This is a genomic window from Maribacter confluentis (assembly GCF_030505015.1).
Taxonomy (GTDB): Bacteria; Bacteroidota; Bacteroidia; order Flavobacteriales; family Flavobacteriaceae; genus Maribacter; species Maribacter sedimenticola.
The window spans coordinates 908515-931239 of record NZ_JAUKUC010000001.1; the positions used below are offsets into that span (position 1 = coordinate 908515).

Below are 22725 nucleotides of genomic sequence, written 5' to 3' on the forward strand. Positions count from 1 at the left end.
ATTTTTTGCAAAAATACAATTTTAGAATTGCTGTAAGCTTTTTTACCGTTAAATAGTGACTTCCAATAATTTTGCTCCTGAAGACAACAATTCTATTTTATCTGTCATTGCCGGTAAAAGTACTGTCTCCCCTTTTACTATCTGGACTTCCCCTTCAGCCGTTTTAACGACTGCCTTACCTCCAACGCACATAAAAATGGTAAAAGAATCCCTTTCTTTGGTATTCAAGACTACATCTTGGGATAGTTCTATAAAATTGGTTTTAAAATAAGGGCAATCAACCATAGATTGCATTTTATTCAATTCCTTAGAATATGATACCTTAAAATCATCTTTCTTTTCATAATCTACCGCATCCAAAGCCAATTCCGTATGTAACTCCCTAAGATTACCTTCCTTATCCTTTCTATTAAAATCGAACACCCTATAGGTAACATCTGAGGTCTGTTGTATCTCTGCCAACATTACCCCTGCTCCTATAGCATGAATTTTTCCCGTATTAATAAAAAATGTGTCCCCTTCCTTAACCTGTTCATAGTTTAACAAGTCTAACAACGTATCATTTTCAATACTTTCCGCATATTCCTTTTTTGATACATTTCTATTGAAACCTACGATCAATTCTGCATTTGGGTCCGCATCCATGATATACCACATTTCTGTTTTACCAAAAGAATTATGTCTTTTCTTGGCCAATTCATCGTTAGGATGTAATTGTATGGACAAATCTTGCTTGGCATCAATAAACTTTATTAAAATTGGAAATTCCGTCCCAAAACGATCTACTACATTTTTACCAAGCAATGCTTCTGCATGGGTTTCTATCAATTCCTGTAAGGATGTGCCTTGTAATTCCCCATTGGCAATTACCGAAACATCACCCTTTACCGTAGATAATTCCCAGCTTTCACCGGTAATATCACTTTCTATTGGTTTACCTAAAACCTCTTTTAATTTAGTACCTCCCCATAGCCTTTCTTTCAAAATGGGCTTAAATTTTAAAGGATAGATATTCATAGATTTAAATTTTAATTGATACGATCTCTGTTACAACGTAGAAAGTTTCCCTTTCATATAACGGCTAGAAGAATTACCCTGAAAATGTAACAAAATTTCTAGGGGTCTCATAAAGTACAACCTCCAGTTCATGGGTATCTATAATATGTGGTCTCAACCTATTCCATATTACTACGACAATATTCTCTGCTGTTGGATTTAAACTTTTAAATTCCGGAACTTCTATATTTAAATTTTTGTGATCAAGATAATCTTCTACTTCTTCCTTGATCAAATCCTTCAAAATTTTCATATCCATCACAAAGCCAGTTGCCTTATCGATTTCTCCGGTAACACTTACAATTAGTTCATAGTTGTGACCATGAAAATTTGGATTATTACATTTGCCAAAAATCTCTGAATTTTTTTCTTCGTCCCAATCTTTTCTATACAGTCTATGTGCCGCGTTAAAATGGGCCTTTCTACTAACTTTTACCTTCATTCCTTTCAGTTTAACTTAAATAAGTGTTGGTAAAATTTTTCGAATATAATTTTAAACCATACTGTATATTCTTCAGGGTTTTTGGCAATATCCTGCCTTACAAGTTCTGGTGACATCCATTTCCATGACTCTACCTCTAACGAATTTATGTCTGGCTCTTCATTATAATTTCCCAACATAACATGATCAAATTCATGCTCTGTAAGTCCATTATCAAAAGGGGCTTTATAAATAAATGAAAAAAGTTCCTCCAGCTCTGCCTGAAAACCCATTTCTTCCTGCAATCTTCTTTTACCGGCATCTATATTGCTTTCCCCTACTCGTTGATGACTACAACATGTGTTGGTCCATAATAAAGGAGAGTGGTATTTGGATGCCGCACGTTGTTGCAACATAATTTCCCCCTTATCATTGATAATGAAAACTGAAAACGCCCTATGCAACAACGCCTTTTCATGAGCCTCCATTTTGGGCATAGTACCAATTTGTTCGTTCTCCTTATTTACCAGAATTACTTCTTCTTCCTTCATTTAGTAAAAATAAGGGGTTTAACTTATTTTACGAAAGAGAAGGCCTATAATAATTCGTTAATAGCAACCAACGTTTAAAAGAATCTTGGTGATTTCAAGTTATTTTTAGTAGAAATAAAATCATATCTGAATATCACCTCAAAAGAACCATCATTGAATGATGCATTGCCCAATTCAGTAGTTTCCTTGTCATAGGCAATACCAATCAAAAACTTATTTGAAACATTAAATCCGGCCATGCCGCTGAATGCCGCATCCCACCTATAGGCAGCTCCTAAAATAAATTTTTCGTTCAGCATAAAGTTGGCGGACAAATCTACCTGTAAAGGTGCGCCACGAACCAATTTGGTCAATATTGTAGGTTTGAATTTTAAAAACTCGTTAAGATCCCATACATATCCCGTAATCAAATAAAGATTCATTTGTTCCTTGGCGGTAGATAGATTTTCTTCCTGAAAATGAGTGGTTTCCAATAATCGTGGAACCGATAGGCCTAAATAGTAATTATTGGTGTGGTAATAAACACCCGCACCAACATTAGGCGACAACCTATTGTCTATATCCTGTTGTAATGTGGGATCGGAACTATATTGGTTTAGCTCTGAAAACCTAATATCCAATAAATGGGCACTGGCCTTTAATCCAAAACTGACCCTACCAACTTCGGATGTCCATATAGTATAGGAAAAATCTATATCAAAATTATTTTCCGTTGTGGGGCCTATTTTATCCTTTACTATTGAAAAACCTAAACCAACTCCCCTGTAACCAATGGGCGAATGGATATTAAATGTTTGGGTAGTTGGCGCTCCGTCCAGGCCAACCCATTGTGATCTATGTAATGCCGCAATACTGATATGCCCCCTAGAACCTGCATAACCAGGATTTACACTTACCGTATTGTACATATATTGGGTATACTGTGCATCTTGCTGCCCAAAGGAAAACATACCATATACCAAAGCCATTAACTGGACTGTTTTTTTGATATGCATGTATTCCAAATATTTATACATCATCAACATTATTATCTATTTATATATATGTATCCAGAAAGTGTTTTAATTTCACCGTTTGGCAATTCATAATCTAAAATGTAGAAGTATGTGCCTACCGGTAATTTACGTTCTGTGTCTACTGTAATCCTTCCTTCCGAAGTACCATCAAATACATTGCCCTCTGTGTTATAGGCTTTTGTAATGTAGACTGCAACCCCCCATCTGTTATATATTTTTAAAGTATTGTTAGGGTAATTTTGTAATCCAGAAATCCTTAATACATCATGGATACCATCACCATTAGGTGTAATAACGTTGAAAACTTCTATTTCTTCTTCAAATTCACCTAAATCTGAATCCAAATAGTTAGGAATGCCATCTTCATCGGAATCATCATCCAAATAATTTCCATTAAGGTTTACATCTTCGTCAATAGTTGATATACCATCGTCATCATCATCGGTATCCCTGTAGTCAGATTCTTCATCGCCATCAGTATTTGGCAAATCATTGTAAGGGTCATTAATTTCATCGTTGACATCCACATCAACTATTATAGATGCTTCAAATCCATCATCCAATCCATCATCGTCTTTATCAGAACCAATTCTAACCACATCGGCAATTCCATCCTGATTATGATCATGCCCTTCAATAATATCGGGCACATTATCATTATCACTATCCTCATCTAAATAATCGGGCAAGTTATCACCATCAGTATCAATAGGAAATATACCTGTTAATCCATTTACCTCATAAGTATCGTCAATACCATTACCATTTACATCCATGCCAGATGGCGGAATATAATCTGCAGTGGTCTGTGCTTCAACGTTATCAGGTATACCGTCACCATCACTATCTATATCCAAATAATCTGGGAAACCATCATCATCACTATCAGTAGGATTAGTAGATGGATCATTATCCCCATCAAGATTTAAATCTTCGAAACTATCCACAATACCATCATCATCACTATCCAAATCAACACCATAAGGACTGATTAAAATTGTAATGGTAGCGGTATCACAATTCCCGTTTAAATCACAAACCGTATATTCAAAAGCATCTGTACCCAAATAATTATTATTAGGAAAATATGTAGGAATATCATCTGACGGATTATCAGGTGTTCCGTTATCATCTACGGTAACCGATCCATTACTTGGCTGAGTAACACTGAACGTACCGCTAAAAGATAAATCATTATCATTTGCTTGCCACGTATCTATAACATCTATTTCATTAATATTTATAGCTATAGAATCATCATTGGTATCTAAAATAGGCAATACATCTATGGTAACCGTAGCAGTGCTACAATCGCCATAGGCATTACATATGGTATATTCAAAACTGTCGGTTCCATTAAAATCCACATCCGGGGTATAGGTGACCACATCATCCAAAGGATTATTAGGTGTTCCTCCATCTTCTATTGTGACCGTACCGTTAGCAGGATCTGTAGTGGTTAACGACCCTACATCTGGCAAATCCACATCATTATCATAAATAGCTATATTAACAGGAATTTCCTCATCTGTCGTTACGATATCATCTTCCAAATCCGCAGCTTCAGGTAAACATACCACCGTGAAATTTGGTAGACTAAACGTATTACCTGCTTTTGTTACCGTAGCCGTATATTTTACTACAGCATCCGTGGCTATCACCATTGGCCTTAATTGATCTCCTGTTAATGGCGGATTCCAACTTACCGTAGCGGCCGCCGAAACATTTGACGTAATATCCATAGTCACCTCATTATCTGGATTATTACAATCCGTAACTATAAAATAACCTGTGGCGTTGGAACCACACAAAGTACCATCATATGTGGCAAAATAAATACCGGGCCGGGTTACTTCATAAAAAGAATCCGTTGCCAGTATCGTAGAGGTGTCGGAAGCTTCATACCAACGAAAATTATGCTGATCGCTATCCGTAGGTGCCTGCAACAGAAATTGAGCGTGAGATGCTAATGTTCCCAGCACTGTGGTAACAATGCTGAGAACAATAAACTTATATATAGCTATTTTTTTCAAATTCGTTTGGGATCTATACTTTAACCAACAATCTATTGGGCTACAAATACAACGTTTATCAATGTATTGTAATCTGTTGGCGTGGATATTACATCATAGGACATAATCCCAAGTGCATTTACACTTACATTGGCAAATACTGTAGTATCATAATACGTAACATAATAATACAATTCATTATTGGCATATGTAGGAATTGCTGCCGGCGCACCCGCACTTGCCACTGATGGTGTACCATATTGTACAAGGTATTCTGCATGTAAATCTATTGTTCTATCTGTACCGGTCGTTGCCACATCTACGGCAATAGATGGTGGGTAAAAAATATTTGGCCTGGTATTACTGATTACATATGGTGTAGCCGCACTACCATTACCCGTAACACTTATATCTGTTCCTGCAGTAACAACTGTTTCTTCCACAGCAGGAACGGATAAATTGTAATTGATACCGCTTGGTGTTATGGTTACTGACCCATCCGTTGAAGTCAAGGTTTGAATTTCATTGCTAGAACTATTATCGTTATCCGCAATAGATACCGAACCTCCACCATTAGATAATAACAACGTAGTACCGGATCTACCTAAAACCTGAATTTCGTTTGAAGGGTCCGAATCCGCATCCCTAATATCTATCGTAGTATTGTTACCATTGGTAATCTGGATTTCGACACTCTCATTTGCAGTGACCACGGCACTCGACAGGTCCTGCTCATCAGTTCCCAATGCTGATAACGGCACATCAAGGTTGCCACCGCCATCGGTCAACCTCAGGTTGCTCCCTGATATCCCGAAGGCCGTGTTGTATTCATTCGTAGCGTCATTATCCGCATCGTCCACATTGTCCACGTTGTCCGCAAAACCTGCAGGCACTCCCGTTAGGCTGCTCCACTGTCCGTCAAAATCATCCGATGCGTTCGTATCGTAGTTGCTCAGGTCTATCGTGGTAGCACCGGGGTCATCGGTCAAACTAATTACCCCACCGGTGAACTGAAGATCCTGTATCTCATTGGTAGCGTCACTATCCGCATCCCTAATATCTATCGTTGTATTGTTACCGTCAGAAATCTGTATCTCGACACTCTCATTGGCAGTAACCACGGCACTCGACAGGTCCTGGTCGTCAGTATCTACAGTGGCGTCAGGTACATCTATAGTGAAATTTGGATACGTACCGCCAACCGTTACGTTACCGTTGCCGCCATCTGCAATCGATACTGTTTGGTCAGGTGCCGTATTGGTCACCTCGAAATTCTGACCAACTTGATTGACAGATATTCCCGTACCAGCACTTACCGTCTGGTTCTCGTTGGTTGGGTCGCTATCCGCATCACGGATATCTATCGTTGTATTGTTACCGTTGGTAATCTGAATTTCGACACTCTCATTTGCAGTGACAACCGAACTGGACAGGTCCTGCTCGTCAGTTCCCAATGCTGATAACGGCACATCAAGGTTGCCACCGCCATCGGTCAACCTCAGGTTGCTCCCTGATATCCCGAAGGCCGTGTTGTATTCATTCGTAGCGTCATTATCCGCATCGTCCACATTGTCCACGTTGTCCGCAAAACCTGCAGGCACTCCCGTTAGGCTGCTCCACTGTCCGTCAAAATCATCCGATGCGTTCGTATCGTAGTTGCTCAGGTCTATCGTGGTAGCACCGGGGTCATCGGTCAAACTAATTACCCCACCGGTGAACTGAAGATCCTGTATCTCATTGGTAGCGTCACTATCCGCATCCCTAATATCTATCGTTGTATTGTTACCGTCAGAAATCTGTATCTCGACACTCTCGTTTGCAGTGACCACAGCGCTCGATAGGTCCTGGTCGTCAGTATCTACCGTGGCGTCAGGTACATCTATAGTGAAATTTGGATACGTACCGCCAACCGTTACGTTACCGTTGCCGCCATCTGCAATCGATACTGTTTGGTCAGGTGCCGTATTGGTCACCTCGAAATTCTGACCAACTTGATTGACAGATATTCCCGTACCAGCACTTACTGTTTGATTTTCATTAGTAGGATCGTTGTCCGCATCGTCCACGTTATCTACGCCATCATTATCGACCGTAATGGTTCCCCCATCCGCTAAACCAATGGTAGATGTTCCATTACCATTATCCGTGATCGTGGATGCCTGGAATGATACCGGTGCTCCATTTTCATTGGTATAGGTAAAACTTCCATCCCCGTTATCCGCCAAAGTGGTAATCGTTTCTGATATTGTAACAGAAGCAACATTTAAATATAATGCCCCGTCCGTTCCAAAAGCAAGATCATTATCTGCGTTTGTACTTATTAGGTTTACCGACTCCGTTCCACCACCATCCGTGATTTCCAAAGTTCCATTCGTAATTCCACTTCCTGTATTGTATTCGTTTCCGATTACATTATCCGCATCGTCCACGTTATCTACGCCATCATTATCGACCGTTACCGAATTGCCATCGACATCCGCAATCGTAGAAGTACCGTCGCCGTTATCCGCTACCGTGGTAATCTCATTCCTTGGGTCGTTGTCCGCATCGTCAACATTATCGACTCCGTCATTGTCAACCGTTACCGAATTGCCATCGACATCCGCAATCGTGGAAGTACCGTCTCCGTTATCGGCTACCGTAGTTATTTCATTCCTTGGATCATTATCATTGTTCGCTGGGATGGTTACCGATAAATCAAAATTATCGCCGGTCCTTACTACATCTACGGAACCATCACCAGATGCTACCGTCTGTATCTCATTCCTTGGGTCGTTGTCCGCATCATCAACGTTATCCACTCCGTCATTGTCAACCGTTACCGAATTACCATCGACATCCGCAATCGTGGAAGTTCCGTCTCCGTTATCCGCTACCGTGGTAATCTCGTTTCTTGGATCGTTGTCCGCATCGTCCACATTATCCACGCCGTCATTGTCCACCGTTACCGAATTGCCATCGACATCCGCAATAGTGGATGTTCCGTCGCCGTTATCGGCTACCGTGGTAATCTCGTTTCTTGGGTCGTTGTCCGCATCGTCCACATTATCGACACCATCATTGTCCACCGTTACCGAGTTTCCATCGACATCCGCGATCGTGGAAGTACCGTCTCCGTTATCCGCTACCGTTGTAATCTCGTTTCTTGGGTCGTTGTCCGCATCGTCCACATTATCCACTCCGTCATTGTCAACCGTTACCGAATTGCCATCGACATCCGCAATAGTGGATGTTCCGTCGCCGTTATCCGCTACCGTGGTAATCTCATTCCTTGGGTCGTTGTCCGCATCGTCAACATTATCCACTCCGTCATTATCGACCGTAATGGTTCCGCCATCCGCTAAACCAATGGTAGATGTTCCATCGCCATTATCCGTGATCGTGGACGCCTGGAATGATACCGGTGCTCCATTTTCATTGGTATAGGTAAAACTTCCATCCCCGTTATCCGCCAAAGTGGTAATGGTTTCTGATATTGTAACAGAAGCAACATTTAAATATAATGCCCCGTCCGTTCCAAAAGCAAGATCATTATCTGCGTTTGTACTTATTAGGTTTACCGACTCCGTTCCACCACCATCCGTGATTTCCAGAGTTCCATTCGTAATTCCACTTCCTGTATTGTATTCGTTTCCGATTACATTATCCGCATCGTCCACGTTATCTACGCCATCATTATCGACCGTTACCGAATTGCCATCGACATCCGCAATCGTAGAAGTACCGTCGCCGTTATCCGCTACCGTGGTAATCTCATTCCTTGGGTCGTTGTCCGCATCGTCCACATTATCCACGCCGTCATTGTCCACCGTTACCGAATTGCCATCGACATCCGCAATAGTGGATGTTCCGTCGCCGTTATCCGCTACCGTGGTAATCTCGTTTCTTGGGTCGTTGTCGGCATCGTCCACATTATCCACTCCGTCATTATCGACCGTTACCGAATTGCCATCGACGTCCGCAATCGTAGAAGTACCATCGCCGTTATCGGCTACCGTGGTAATCTCATTCCTTGGGTCGTTGTCCGCATCGTCCACGTTATCCACGCCATCATTATCGACCGTTACCGAATTGCCATCGACATCCGCAATCGTAGATGTTCCGTCGCCGTTATCGGCTACCGTGGTAATCTCATTCCTTGGGTCGTTGTCCGCATCGTCCACATTATCCACGCCGTCATTGTCGACCGTTACCGAATTGCCATCGACGTCCGCAATCGTGGAAGTACCGTCGCCGTTATCGGCTACCGTGGTAATCTCATTCCTTGGGTCGTTGTCCGCATCGTCCACATTATCCACTCCGTCATTGTCGACCGTTACCGAGTTTCCATCGACATCCGCGATAGTGGATGTTCCGTCGCCGTTATCGGCTACCGTGGTAATCTCATTCCTTGGGTCGTTGTCCGCATCGTCCACATTATCCACTCCGTCATTGTCGACCGTAATGGTTCCGCCATCGGCTAAACCAATGGTAGATGTTCCATCGCCATTATCCGTGATCGTGGATGCCTGGAATGATACCGGTGCTCCATTTTCATTGGTATAGGTAAAACTTCCATCCCCGTTATCCGCCAAAGTGGTAATCGTTTCTGATATTGTAACAGAAGCAACATTTAAATATAATGCCCCGTCCGTTCCAAAAGCAAGATCATTATCTGCGTTTGTACTTATTAGGTTTACCGACTCCGTTCCACCACCATCCGTGATTTCCAAAGTTCCATTCGTAATTCCACTTCCTGTATTGTATTCGTTTCCGATTACATTATCCGCATCGTCCACGTTATCTACGCCATCATTATCGACCGTTACCGAATTGCCATCGACATCCGCAATCGTAGAAGTACCGTCGCCGTTATCCGCTACCGTGGTAATCTCATTCCTTGGGTCGTTATCCGCATCGTCAACATTATCCACGCCGTCATTGTCCACCGTTACCGAATTGCCATCGACATCCGCAATCGTGGATGTTCCGTCGCCGTTATCCGCTACCGTGGTAATCTCGTTTCTTGGGTCGTTGTCCGCATCGTCCACATTATCCACGCCGTCATTGTCAACCGTTACCGAGTTTCCATCGACATCCGCAATCGTAGAAGTACCATCGCCGTTATCCGCTACAGTGGTAATCTCGTTTCTTGGGTCGTTGTCCGCATCGTCCACATTATCGACTCCGTCATTGTCAACCGTTACCGAATTGCCATCGACGTCCGCAATCGTAGAAGTACCGTCGCCGTTATCGGCTACCGTGGTAATCTCATTCCTTGGGTCGTTGTCCGCATCGTCCACATTATCCACGCCGTCATTGTCCACCGTTACCGAATTGCCATCGACATCCGCAATAGTGGATGTTCCGTCGCCGTTATCGGCTACCGTGGTAATCTCGTTTCTTGGGTCGTTGTCCGCATCGTCCACATTATCGACACCATCATTGTCCACCGTTACCGAGTTTCCATCGACATCCGCGATCGTGGAAGTACCGTCTCCGTTATCCGCTACCGTTGTAATCTCGTTTCTTGGGTCGTTGTCCGCATCGTCCACATTATCCACTCCGTCATTGTCAACCGTTACCGAATTGCCATCGACATCCGCAATAGTGGATGTTCCGTCGCCGTTATCCGCTACCGTGGTAATCTCATTCCTTGGGTCGTTGTCCGCATCGTCAACATTATCCACTCCGTCATTATCGACCGTAATGGTTCCGCCATCCGCTAAACCAATGGTAGATGTTCCATCGCCATTATCCGTGATCGTGGACGCCTGGAATGATACCGGTGCTCCATTTTCATTGGTATAGGTAAAACTTCCATCCCCGTTATCCGCCAAAGTGGTAATGGTTTCTGATATTGTAACAGAAGCAACATTTAAATATAATGCCCCGTCCGTTCCAAAAGCAAGATCATTATCTGCGTTTGTACTTATTAGGTTTACCGACTCCGTTCCACCACCATCCGTGATTTCCAGAGTTCCATTCGTAATTCCACTTCCTGTATTGTATTCGTTTCCGATTACATTATCCGCATCGTCCACGTTATCTACGCCATCATTATCGACCGTTACCGAATTGCCATCGACATCCGCAATCGTAGAAGTACCGTCGCCGTTATCCGCTACCGTGGTAATCTCATTCCTTGGGTCGTTGTCCGCATCGTCCACATTATCCACGCCGTCATTGTCCACCGTTACCGAATTGCCATCAACATCCGCAATAGTGGATGTTCCGTCGCCGTTATCCGCTACCGTGGTAATCTCGTTTCTTGGGTCGTTGTCCGCATCGTCCACATTATCCACTCCGTCATTATCGACCGTTACCGAATTGCCATCGACATCCGCAATCGTAGAAGTACCATCGCCGTTATCGGCTACCGTGGTAATCTCGTTTCTTGGGTCGTTGTCCGCATCGTCCACATTATCCACTCCGTCATTGTCCACCGTTACCGAGTTTCCATCGACGTCCGCAATCGTGGATGTTCCGTCGCCGTTATCGGCTACCGTGGTAATCTCGTTTCTTGGGTCGTTGTCCGCATCGTCCACATTATCGACACCATCATTGTCAACCGTTACCGAATTGCCATCGACGTCCGCAATCGTAGAAGTACCGTCGCCGTTATCGGCTACCGTGGTAATCTCATTCCTTGGGTCGTTGTCCGCATCGTCCACATTATCCACTCCGTCATTGTCCACCGTTACCGAATTGCCATCGACGTCCGCAATAGTGGATGTTCCGTCGCCGTTATCGGCTACCGTGGTAATCTCATTTCTTGGATCGTTGTCCGCATCGTCCACATTATCCACTCCGTCATTGTCCACCGTTACCGAGTTTCCATCGACATCCGCAATCGTGGATGTTCCGTCGCCGTTATCGGCTACCGTGGTAATCTCATTCCTTGGGTCGTTGTCCGCATCGTCCACATTATCGACTCCGTCATTGTCCACCGTTACCGAGTTTCCATCGACATCCGCGATCGTGGAAGTACCGTCTCCGTTATCCGCTACCGTTGTAATCTCGTTTCTTGGGTCGTTGTCCGCATCGTCCACATTATCCACTCCGTCATTGTCAACCGTTACCGAATTGCCATCGACATCCGCAATAGTGGATGTTCCGTCGCCGTTATCCGCTACCGTGGTAATCTCATTCCTTGGGTCGTTGTCCGCATCGTCAACATTATCCACTCCGTCATTATCGACCGTAATGGTTCCGCCATCCGCTAAACCAATGGTAGATGTTCCATCGCCATTATCCGTGATCGTGGACGCCTGGAATGATACCGGTGCTCCATTTTCATTGGTATAGGTAAAACTTCCATCCCCGTTATCCGCCAAAGTGGTAATGGTTTCTGATATTGTAACAGAAGCAACATTTAAATATAATGCCCCGTCCGTTCCAAAAGCAAGATCATTATCTGCGTTTGTACTTATTAGGTTTACCGACTCCGTTCCACCACCATCCGTGATTTCCAGAGTTCCATTCGTAATTCCACTTCCTGTATTATATTCGTTTCCGATTACATTATCCGCATCGTCCACGTTATCCACGCCATCATTGTCCACCGTTACCGAATTGCCGTCGACATCCGCAATAGTAGAAGTTCCGTCGCCGTTATCCGCTACCGTAGTAATCTCATTCCTTGGATCGTTGTCCGCATCGTCCACATTATCGACTCCATCATTGTCCACCGTTACCGAGTTTCCATCGACGTCCGCAATCGTAGAAGTACCATCGCCGTTATCGGCTACCGTGGTAATCTCGTTTCTTGGGTCGTTGTCCGCATCGTCCACATTATCCACGCCGTCATTGTCAACCGTTACCGAATTGCCGTCGACATCCGCGATAGTGGATGTTCCGTCGCCGTTATCCGCTACCGTAGTAATCTCATTCCTTGGATCGTTGTCCGCATCGTCCACATTATCGACTCCATCATTGTCCACCGTTACCGAATTGCCATCGACGTCCGCAATCGTAGAAGTACCATCGCCGTTATCGGCTACCGTGGTAATCTCGTTTCTTGGGTCGTTGTCCGCATCGTCCACATTATCCACTCCATCATTGTCCACCGTTACCGAATTGCCATCGACATCCGCAATCGTGGAAGTTCCGTCGCCGTTATCGGCTACAGTTGTAATCTCATTCCTTGGGTCGTTGTCCGCATCGTCCACGTTATCCACTCCGTCATTGTCCACCGTAATGGTTCCGCCATCGGCTAAACCAATGGTAGATGTTCCATCGCCATTATCCGTGATCGTGGACGCCTGGAATGATACCGGTGCTCCATTTTCATTGGTATAGGTAAAACTTCCATCCCCGTTATCTACTACATTAGTAATCGTTTCATTTATATCAACGGGCGTAATTCCTGGTTCAGAAATAGTTGCAATTCTATTCCCGCCAACAATATTGGTAACACTTACATCATCGTCAGCAAGATTATCTACATATGCTTTATTTACAGCATCATTGGCATTAACTGGTGAACCTAAGTCTGTAATAACATTACCAGCAGCACTAGGATCTCTTGTTAAAACATCTTCTAAATCTTGTAATTCGTTCTGGTCGTCTTTATCGCCATCTAACAATTCACTCGCCGCAATAGCATCAGTCAATTCCTGGTCCGTAGCAAACGTATTATTTAAATCAACTCCGGTTGCACCAGGTGCAGGGTTGGTTAATTCTAAAGTTGTTCCTGTTAATGCTACATCTGAAAGCTCATTTTCTGGATCTGGATCCGCATCTGGCGCAGCACTTCCTCCTACTTGTTGCCAAGTTGTACCATCCCAAGCGTATAATTGACCATTATCAGTATCTACATAAGTATCACCTGAATTTGTTCCATTTGCAATTGGAGGACCAGAATCCAAGACAGCTAACTCGTTGGTTTCATCTTCATCTGAATCTATAGAGTTAATCGTATAATTGCCATTTCCATCATCATCTACCGTAACAGCTCCCGTACCGGCAGTTACCGTTTCACTTAATGAAGATAAATCTACATTTGCCGACGAACCTCTTTCAATATCTATTTGAAGCTGGTTAGTAGCATTTAACGTGGCTCCCGTAAGGTTTTGATTGTCACTGCTATTGTTCGCTAAATCTGCGATAGCATCTTCTACCGTTGTTTCATTCACCGAGTCGCCATCTACATCAATAGGAGTCAATAAATTTACCTGTGATGCATCCTGGTCATCAGTTCCGTCAAAGGAAATTGGAGTACCATCACCATTGTTGAATGTAAATGTTCCGTTACCGTTATCCGTTAATTGAGATTTAGTAATTGTTTGTGTGCTATTATCCTCACGGGTAAAAGTCAAGGTACCATCATTATTATCAACGATACTTGTAATCGTCTCGTTGATGTCAGCCGTGGTTCCGTCGGCCTCGGTTACCGTTGCAATACGGTTACCCGCTACAAGGTTAGTAATCACCAGTCCGTTCGTATCGATGACCACATCGCTACCGTCATTGTTCGTAAAGGTATAGGTACCGTCAGGGTTCGCCGTTATATCAGATTTTGCTATGGTCACACTGGCACCAGCCTCGTTCACCAAGGTCACGTTTCCATCATTGTTGTCCACTATGCTCGTAATCGTCTCGTTGATGTCAGCCGTGGTTCCGTCGGCCTCCGTTACCGTTGCTATACGGTTACCCGCCACAAGGTTGCTGATCACCAGTCCGTTCGTATCGATGACCACATCGCTGCCGTCATTGTTCGTAAAGGTATAGGTACCGTCAGGGTTCGCCGTTATGTCAGATTTTGCTATGGTCACACTGGCACCAGCCTCGTTCACCAAGGTCACGTTACCGTCGTTGTTGTCCACTATGCTCGTAATCGTCTCCTGGATGGATACCGTGGTACCGTCCTCCTTTTCATAGACACCGATCTCGTTGCCCGTGGTCAAGGTACCACTGATATCGGTTATCGTCTCGTTGATGTCAGCCGTGGTTCCGTCGGCCTCCGTTACCGTTGCTATACGGTTACCCGCTACAAGGTTGCTGATCACCAGTCCGTTCGTATCGATGACCACATCGCTACCGTCATTGTTCGTAAAGGTATAGGTACCGTCAGGGTTCGCCGTTATATCAGATTTCGCAATCGTTACGCTGGCACCCGCCTCGTTCACCAAGGTCACGTTTCCGTCGTTGTTGTCCACTATGCTCGTAATCGTCTCCTGGATGGATACCGTGGTACCGTCCTCCTTTTCATAGACACCGATCTCGTTGCCCGTGGTCAAGGTACCACTGATATCGGTTATCGTCTCGTTGATGTCAGCCGTGGTTCCGTCGGCCTCCGTTACCGTTGCTATACGGTTACCCGCTACAAGGTTGCTGATCACCAGTCCGTTCGTATCGATGATCACATCGCTGCCGTCATTGTTCGTAAAGGTATAGGTACCGTCAGGGTTCGCCGTTATATCAGATTTCGCAATCGTTACGCTGGCACCCGCCTCGTTCACCAAGGTCACGTTACCGTCGTTGTTGTCCACTATACTTGTAATGGTCTCGTTGATGTCAGCCGTGGTTCCGTCGGCCTCGGTTACCGTTGCTATACGGTTACCCGCTACAAGGTTGCTGATCACCAGTCCGTTCGTATCGATGACCACATCGCTACCGTCATTGTTCGTAAAGGTATAGGTACCGTCAGGGTTCGCCGTTATGTCAGATTTCGCAATCGTTACGCTGGCACCAGCCTCGTTCACCAAGGTCACGTTACCGTCGTTGTTGTCCACTATGCTCGTAATCGTCTCCTGTATCGATACCGTGGTACCGTCCTCCTTTTCGTAAACACCGATCTCGTTGCCCGTGGTAAAGGTGCCACTGATATCGGTTATCGTCTCGTTGATGTCAGCCGTGGTTCCGTCGGCCTCCGTTACCGTTGCTATACGGTTACCCGCTACAAGGTTGCTGATCACCAGTCCGTTCGTATCGATGACCACATCGCTGCCGTCATTGTTCGTGAAGGTATATGTACCGTCAGGGTTCGCCGTTATATCAGATTTCGCAATCGTTAGGCTGGCACCAGCCTCGTTCACCAAGGTCACGTTACCGTCGTTGTTGTCCACTATGCTCGTAATCGTCTCCTGTATCGATACCGTGGTACCGTCCTCCTTTTCGTAAACACCGATCTCGTTGCCCGTGGTCAAGGTACCACTGATATCGGTTATCGTCTCGTTGATGTCAGCCGTGGTTCCGTCGGCCTCCGTTACCGTTGCTATACGGTTACCCGCTACAAGGTTGCTGATCACCAGTCCGTTCGTATCGATGACCACATCGCTACCGTCATTGTTCGTAAAGGTATAGGTACCGTCAGGGTTCGCCGTTATATCAGATTTTGCTATGGTCACACTGGCACCAGCCTCGTTCACCAAGGTCACGTTTCCATCATTGTTGTCCACTATGCTCGTAATCGTCTCCTGTATCGATACCGTGGTACCGTCCTCCTTTTCGTAAACACCGATCTCGTTGCCCGTGGTCAAGGTGCCACTGATATCGGTTATCGTCTCGTTGATGTCAGCCGTGGTTCCGTCGGCCTCCGTTACCGTTGCTATACGGTTACCCGCTACAAGGTTGCTGATCACCAGTCCGTTCGTATCGATGACCACATCGCTACCGTCATTGTTCGTAAAGGTATAGGTACCGTCAGGGTTCGCCGTTATATCAGATTTCGCAATGGTTACGCTGGCACCCGCCTCGTTCACCAAGGTCACGTTACCGTCGTTGTTGTCCACTATGCTCGTAATCGTCTCCTGTATCGATACCGTGGTACCGTCCTCCTTTTCGTAAACACCGATCTCGTTGCCCGTGGTCAAGGTGCCACTGATATCGGTTATCGTCTCGTTGATGTCTTCCGTTGTACCATCTGCCATTGTTATCGTCCCAATTCTACTACCGGAAATGGTATTGGAAATGGATAGCGAATTGGTATCAATAGTTTGTTCAAGACCCGATTCATCCGTATAAGTATATGTACCATCACCATTATCGTTAAGTGTGGATATAGAAGTGTCACCAATAGTGGTAATATCACCATCCGCACTTGTAAAGTCATAGGTGCCGTCGCCATTATCAACCAAAGCAACGGTTCCTGCCGCTGCATTAATTTCATCAATAGCATCCTTGACATTTGTGGCCGATAATAATGAGGTTGAGTTATCGTATATAATCTCTGATGCTGTTCTGTCCAAAGTTGACAAATCTGCAGTAACGGTATTTCCGTTTTCAATTTCAAGGGAAAGAATATTGGTCAAAGGATCAAAACTAAAATTTTGAAGATTTTGGTCATCCGAAGAAGTCAATTCCCATGAAGCTCCATTCCAATAATAAATAGTTCCTGTATCCGTATTTACATACAAGTCTCCCAAATCTGCACCAGCAGGAGTTATGGCTCCAGGAGTAGAAACATCTGTACCTTGAAGTACTTCACAATTACATTGGTCTTCTAAGGTTACCGTTGTTTGTGCCACAGTAATCCCCGACAACATCAATGCAATCATCACCATAATTGTTTTGATGGTAAAATTCAAGGTTGTGGTAGTCTGACTTTTCATACTTTTTATATTCAATTCCACTTTCAAAAAATCGTTGGTCATATAGGTTATTCTATAAGTGCTTCTTAGATTCATCCGTTTATTTCTCGATTAAACGAATCACCAGTTTTCACTTAACACAAATATTGATTATAACAAGTGCTCCTTAAAATAAATGTTGTGTACACTGATATTTGCACAGTATAGATAGGCAAACATGAGGTTAGCTAATTCCAATTACGTATTAGTGATTGGTGGTTGTTTATCGAGGAGGCACCCTAATTTCAGTAGGTTACAGGAGTCAAAAAAACTTTAGAACTGTAAAATTGGATTATAGAATCCAGAGAAAAAAAGTTTAAAAATTATTCTTTTTTCAGGGATAATAAATATTATCAAAAGCATTTAATTCAGATGCATTCTTTTTAACAAACTTGTTTATAAACACGTTTGTTAAAAAAAATGCATGATATAGAAAATATTAATTCGTTTTTACCCTGTACGTTATCCTGCTATTGGTAATAACCGTGTAAGCCTTTATAATAACTTCTGGAGAAAATTCTGAAGTTGAATTTGACCTTGTACCTGTTGTGGTCACTAAATCACCAATGGCAGTTCCTGGCGGTAAAGGAAATACAAACTTATATTTATTTGTATTATCCGTATTTCCATCTTCATCCGTATATAACGATATGCTACTGTCTTGGTCATTTGCGCTACCTTCTACGGCCGTACCAATATAAATTTGACCTTCACCATAATCTTGAGTTAAGCCCAATTGATTGTCTCCCAAATTGGCCGTTCCTTCATTGACATCCGTAAAAAATACTTCTACCGTTGTTCCCGGAGATGCCCAACCCGTTACCACTAAATTAGACCCTGCCACATAAACGCCAGATAATATTGGAAAATTTTCCAAATCATTAGGTCCAGAATCTCCATCCGCACTATCATTTAGGGTTACCCCATCCATATCCAAATCAATACCAAGACTTGGCACCATAGTACCATTGGCATAAATAGAATTTTGCGTAATCCTATTCATACTACCATCCGTTATAACAATACCTGCACTTCCATTGGAATAAATTCTATTTTGCCCTATAATTGTATTTTCACCATCTATCTTTATAGCCATACCCTCATAATTACCAGAGCAATTTCCTCCGTTTTGCCCTGAAAACCCAATGGAATTATTTGAGATTGTTACACCATCCACACGATCAATTTCAATACCTGAAGATGCAGCATTTTCAATTAAGTTGTTTTGTATCGAAATACCACTACCATCCTCAATAATAATATTATCGGCACAGGCATCACCTCCATTGGTCTCCAAATGATTTAATTCTATTAAACTATTTGTTCCACCATCAATAAATATCCCCGATTCTATATTTCCTGTAATATAGTTAGAGGTTATAATGGCATTTCCATCCATTTGCTCCACACCATAATCAACATTTCCGGAGGATGCACCCTGCGCATTTACTCCAAGTATATTACCAGACACCGTAGCAGACCCCCCAAGAATACGTACCGCTGCATTATTATTTGCATATACAGATATATTTCTAAGTTCCACATTTGTACCATCTAAATTTATAACATCGCCACCATTTCTATGAATTTGTATTTCCGGCCTATTATAATTTGGTAATATGGTATTAGTTACACCTACTCCCGTACCTCCAGAACCAAATGTACCTGGATTGGTGTTTCCTGAATAAGCCTCTTGAGTTCTTCCGTCAATTATTGTTGTATTACCTGTAATATCGGACAGAGGATTTGAATTGTCCAAAAATATATCGAAATAACCAGATGCATTATAGTTGGCATCTGCAGCCCGCCCCATTGAATCGCCAGTTGGTGGTATCATAAAAATTGATACATCCTCACCGGCCGCAGGGTCAAAAATGGAATTTGCATCTATATCCAATCCCGCCTCACCCAGGGTGTTACTATTTAAAATAAACTGTTCCAAAGAACCCTGACCAAATTGATTGGTATTTACAATTGTATTAAAATTATATCCGAAATCTATATTAGCTACACCACTGCTTGCAATATTCACCAAGGATAAACTTTGAGAATCAGCAAATATTCCTAATGCAGAATCTGAAATTGCAGTTGGATCCGCACCCCCAATTTCATCCAAAACTTCAAAATTGTTATTAACATCACCATAGCTTCTAAAGGTTTGTACCGGGACACATGTTGTACAGTTTATACCGTTAACCCTAGTAGACCTAACTGTTGAATTCACCAATTTTACATAGTAATCACCATCTGCCATCCCACCAAAACTATAGTCTCCGTTAACCTTTGAATTGGTTCTTCTAACAAATGTTCCATTACTTTCATATAATTCTACAATTGCTCCCGATACACCAACACCGTTTGCATCTGACATATTTCTGCCAAGACCGCCCCCATAATTAATATCTTCAAAAACAGTACCCGCAATTAGGTTTGAAGGCACCTTCAACACCACCGCTGCAGAAATGATAAAATCCTGACCAACATCCACATTTGCAGTTACTTGTGAATCCCCTGGTGAAACATAGGTTGAAATATCATACGTGTCCAAATCTACACCGTAAGTCGTACTCACATTATAATCTGGACTGACCGTATTATCGAACAAGGTAGAATTATATGCATTATTACCTGTCTGCCCACCATCTCCAGTCAATTGAAACGATTGATTTGATTGATTGGTTATGGACAACCTTTCACCATTGGGATTGGTAGTTCCGGAACTATTACCATCTAGCGTTGAGTCTCCTTCCCATGATAAGAACGAAGCTTTTGCACCTGCTCCTGCAATTGCATAAAAACTATCTAAGGTAAATGAATTACCCGCATTACTTAAACCATCAAAACCTTGGTACAAATTAATATTTACCGCAGGTAAATTTGGATCTTCATAAAAGACAAATAATGTCCAACCACCCAACACCGTAGCCGATGAGCAGTACGTATTTGAATTATCTACGGTTAAATCTGAAAAGTCAAAGACATTTGTTGATGGATTACCAACGCTCTGGACAATTGTCGTTACATCACTTACATATCCATAAAAGTTTCTATTGGTAAGTGTAGTCTGGTATTGGTAATTTGCATTTACCGTTTGTCCTTCAAATGTAACTGAACCATCTACAACTGTACTGGAATGTGCCCAGTATAAATATGCCTTTTTAATGGTTGCCGTATTTGGTATAGGTGAAATTAACGAGTTGGAAGAAGAAGTGGTTATTGCGCATGGATCGGTATTATTATCATTTGTCCTTAAGGAACCTCCTGTTGTGGAATAGTCGTAGTAGCCATCAAATTCCTGAAATAAGGTTAAGGGATCATTGGCCAAAATTTGAGAATTGATATACCCATCTGCTGTATCACTATAATCTACAGTGGCATATTGGGCCGTAGCATCAGAAAACCCTACCGTAAAGTATTCAACTAGTTCAGGAACCCCATCATCTACAATTGGCACAGAAAAAGTCTGAACATTACCAACCGCACCGGTAAATGTAAGTGTACCGTTTACTGAGATATAATCACTACCATTGTTTGCCGTTCCATCACTAACCATATATTCCACAGTAAAAGGCGTCTCCACAAAACCAAATAAAAGATTATTATAACCATGACGATCACGTACATGGGTAACGGTGAAAATAGCACTACCTGCATCTTCATCTACATAGACATCATCTACAACAATTTTTGGACCAGGAGGAGAACATGTGACATCTGCCTGCCATCCATTACCAGATGTATTATTATTTGAGGTAAATCTAAATGTTAAACACCCATTATTGTTGGTAGCAAAAACCTGGGTTGGGACGTTATCATTATCATATTGACCTAAAAGTGTAGCACCGGTTGTACTACCATCATACACATATAAGACATCTCCCGGGATTACATCAAACTGTTGAAAGTCCAATTGAATGTAATTGCCTGCAGTATCCGGACAAATGGTATATACGATATCCTCATTATCGGAATAATTACCGATTCCTCCGGAGTCCAGAAAAATATCATTACATGTGGTTGCCGTTTGACCATCGGTAATAATCAATGCGTCATTCGCCAATATGGTACCAATTGCCGAATCTGTGATATCTACATTAGGATCAGTTGTAGAAGTAAATGAAAACCTAAATGTTTCATCCCCCTCAAATATCGTATCATCCGTTATAAATATAGTAATGGTTTCCGTATCCCAAATAGTACCATCAAAATTTAAAGTTCCACTAGATGCCGTATAATCTTGACCAGCAATAGCAGAAATATTTGTAGTAGTATAATCAACACTATAGGGACCACTAGCTGCACTGCCACCATGCCTAACCGTAAAGGTTGCGGTACCCGCATTTTCATTTACAGTAACATCGTCAACCAATACTTCCGAGCCAAAAGTTGCAGTAAACAGTACATTATCAATATAAATGGTGTCTGAATTTTGCCAATTTGTATCTACGGGAAAAAATATTATTGCCGGATTAGAGGCTATTTGAGCGGCCGTTAAATTATAGGTAATAGAACCGCTACCACTATTAATTCTTTGCACAAAACCCCAATCATTATTATCTGCATTATATACAAATACATCAATTCCTTCACCACCCGCAGAGGTTGCATCATAATCCAATGTTAACGTAGCCGAAGAAGCACCGTCTAATGGAACAAATCTATAGATCCATCCATCATCACTATTTCTAAATCTAAGTCTGCCCCCAGTTATCCTAATACTACCTCCCCAAGCTTCATTACCATCATTTTGCTCTATCCAGTTAGAACTAAAATTTTGGGTCCCCTCATTTATGCCGTACGAAGTACTGGTAAAGGTATCTAGATAAGTTTCTTGTGCATACAAACTTGTTGCAGAAAGCAATAAAAGCAATACACAATACAGATATTTTAAATTCATAATTAAAATAATGGGCCGTTTAATTCACTAGAAAAAAATTCCAATAAAATAACAATCGTAAAAATAAACAGGTAAAAAGCCTAAGCCTAATAATTGTTGTGAAGTAAGATTATACCTAAGTGAACGAAAGGAAAAGTGCGGTTTACTTAAAATTAAATTGATTATACGTTCATGTATTTCATCTATAAAGCTCCAAATAGCTTCACATCTCAAAAGATTCA

7 protein-coding genes are annotated in these 22725 nt (G+C 42.7%); all 7 read right to left on the bottom strand.

The genetic code is table 11. The features are described from left to right. Positions 1-48: 48 nt before the first annotated feature. Complete coding sequence (locus tag Q2T41_RS04040; RefSeq protein WP_304437398.1) at positions 49-1011, bottom strand: type I phosphomannose isomerase catalytic subunit; 963 nt, start codon at positions 1009-1011, stop codon at positions 49-51. A gap of 79 nt (positions 1012-1090) precedes the next feature. After that, positions 1091-1498, bottom strand: coding sequence for a 6-pyruvoyl trahydropterin synthase family protein (locus tag Q2T41_RS04045; RefSeq protein ID WP_089262749.1), 408 nt, complete (start codon positions 1496-1498; stop codon positions 1091-1093). Positions 1499-1503: 5 nt separating this feature from the next. Next, positions 1504-2028 carry an isopentenyl-diphosphate Delta-isomerase gene (gene idi, locus Q2T41_RS04050; RefSeq protein WP_304435052.1) on the bottom strand — a complete coding sequence of 175 codons (525 nt, stop codon included), beginning with the start codon at positions 2026-2028 and terminating at the stop codon, positions 1504-1506. A 74-nt stretch (positions 2029-2102) separates the two neighbouring features. Continuing rightward, on the bottom strand, positions 2103-3023 hold the full coding sequence (locus Q2T41_RS04055) for a PorP/SprF family type IX secretion system membrane protein (protein WP_304437399.1): 921 nt from the start codon (positions 3021-3023) through the stop codon (positions 2103-2105). A 32-nt stretch (positions 3024-3055) separates the two neighbouring features. Further along, positions 3056-5077 (bottom strand): T9SS type B sorting domain-containing protein, encoded by a 2022-nt coding sequence (locus Q2T41_RS04060; RefSeq protein WP_367186825.1) that lies wholly within the window; start codon positions 5075-5077, stop codon positions 3056-3058. Between the two features lie 32 nt (positions 5078-5109). Then, entirely contained in the window at positions 5110-17664 is a 12555-nt protein-coding gene (locus Q2T41_RS04065; protein ID WP_304435053.1) for a beta strand repeat-containing protein, read from the bottom strand. A gap of 382 nt (positions 17665-18046) precedes the next feature. Then, complete coding sequence (locus Q2T41_RS04070; protein WP_304435054.1) at positions 18047-22504, bottom strand: Calx-beta domain-containing protein; 4458 nt, start codon at positions 22502-22504, stop codon at positions 18047-18049. Positions 22505-22725 lie beyond the last annotated feature (221 nt).

Excerpts from the sequence above, each read along its gene's own strand:
- Q2T41_RS04065 (WP_304435053.1), bottom strand. The coding sequence starts at position 17,664 with ATGAATCTAAGAAGCACTTATAGAATAACCTATATGACCAACGATTTT.
- Q2T41_RS04045 (WP_089262749.1), bottom strand. The coding sequence starts at position 1,498 with ATGAAGGTAAAAGTTAGTAGAAAGGCCCATTTTAACGCGGCACATAGA.
- Q2T41_RS04070 (WP_304435054.1), bottom strand. The coding sequence starts at position 22,504 with ATGAATTTAAAATATCTGTATTGTGTATTGCTTTTATTGCTTTCTGCA.
- idi (WP_304435052.1), bottom strand. The coding sequence starts at position 2,028 with ATGAAGGAAGAAGAAGTAATTCTGGTAAATAAGGAGAACGAACAAATT.
- Q2T41_RS04055 (WP_304437399.1), bottom strand. The coding sequence starts at position 3,023 with ATGCATATCAAAAAAACAGTCCAGTTAATGGCTTTGGTATATGGTATG.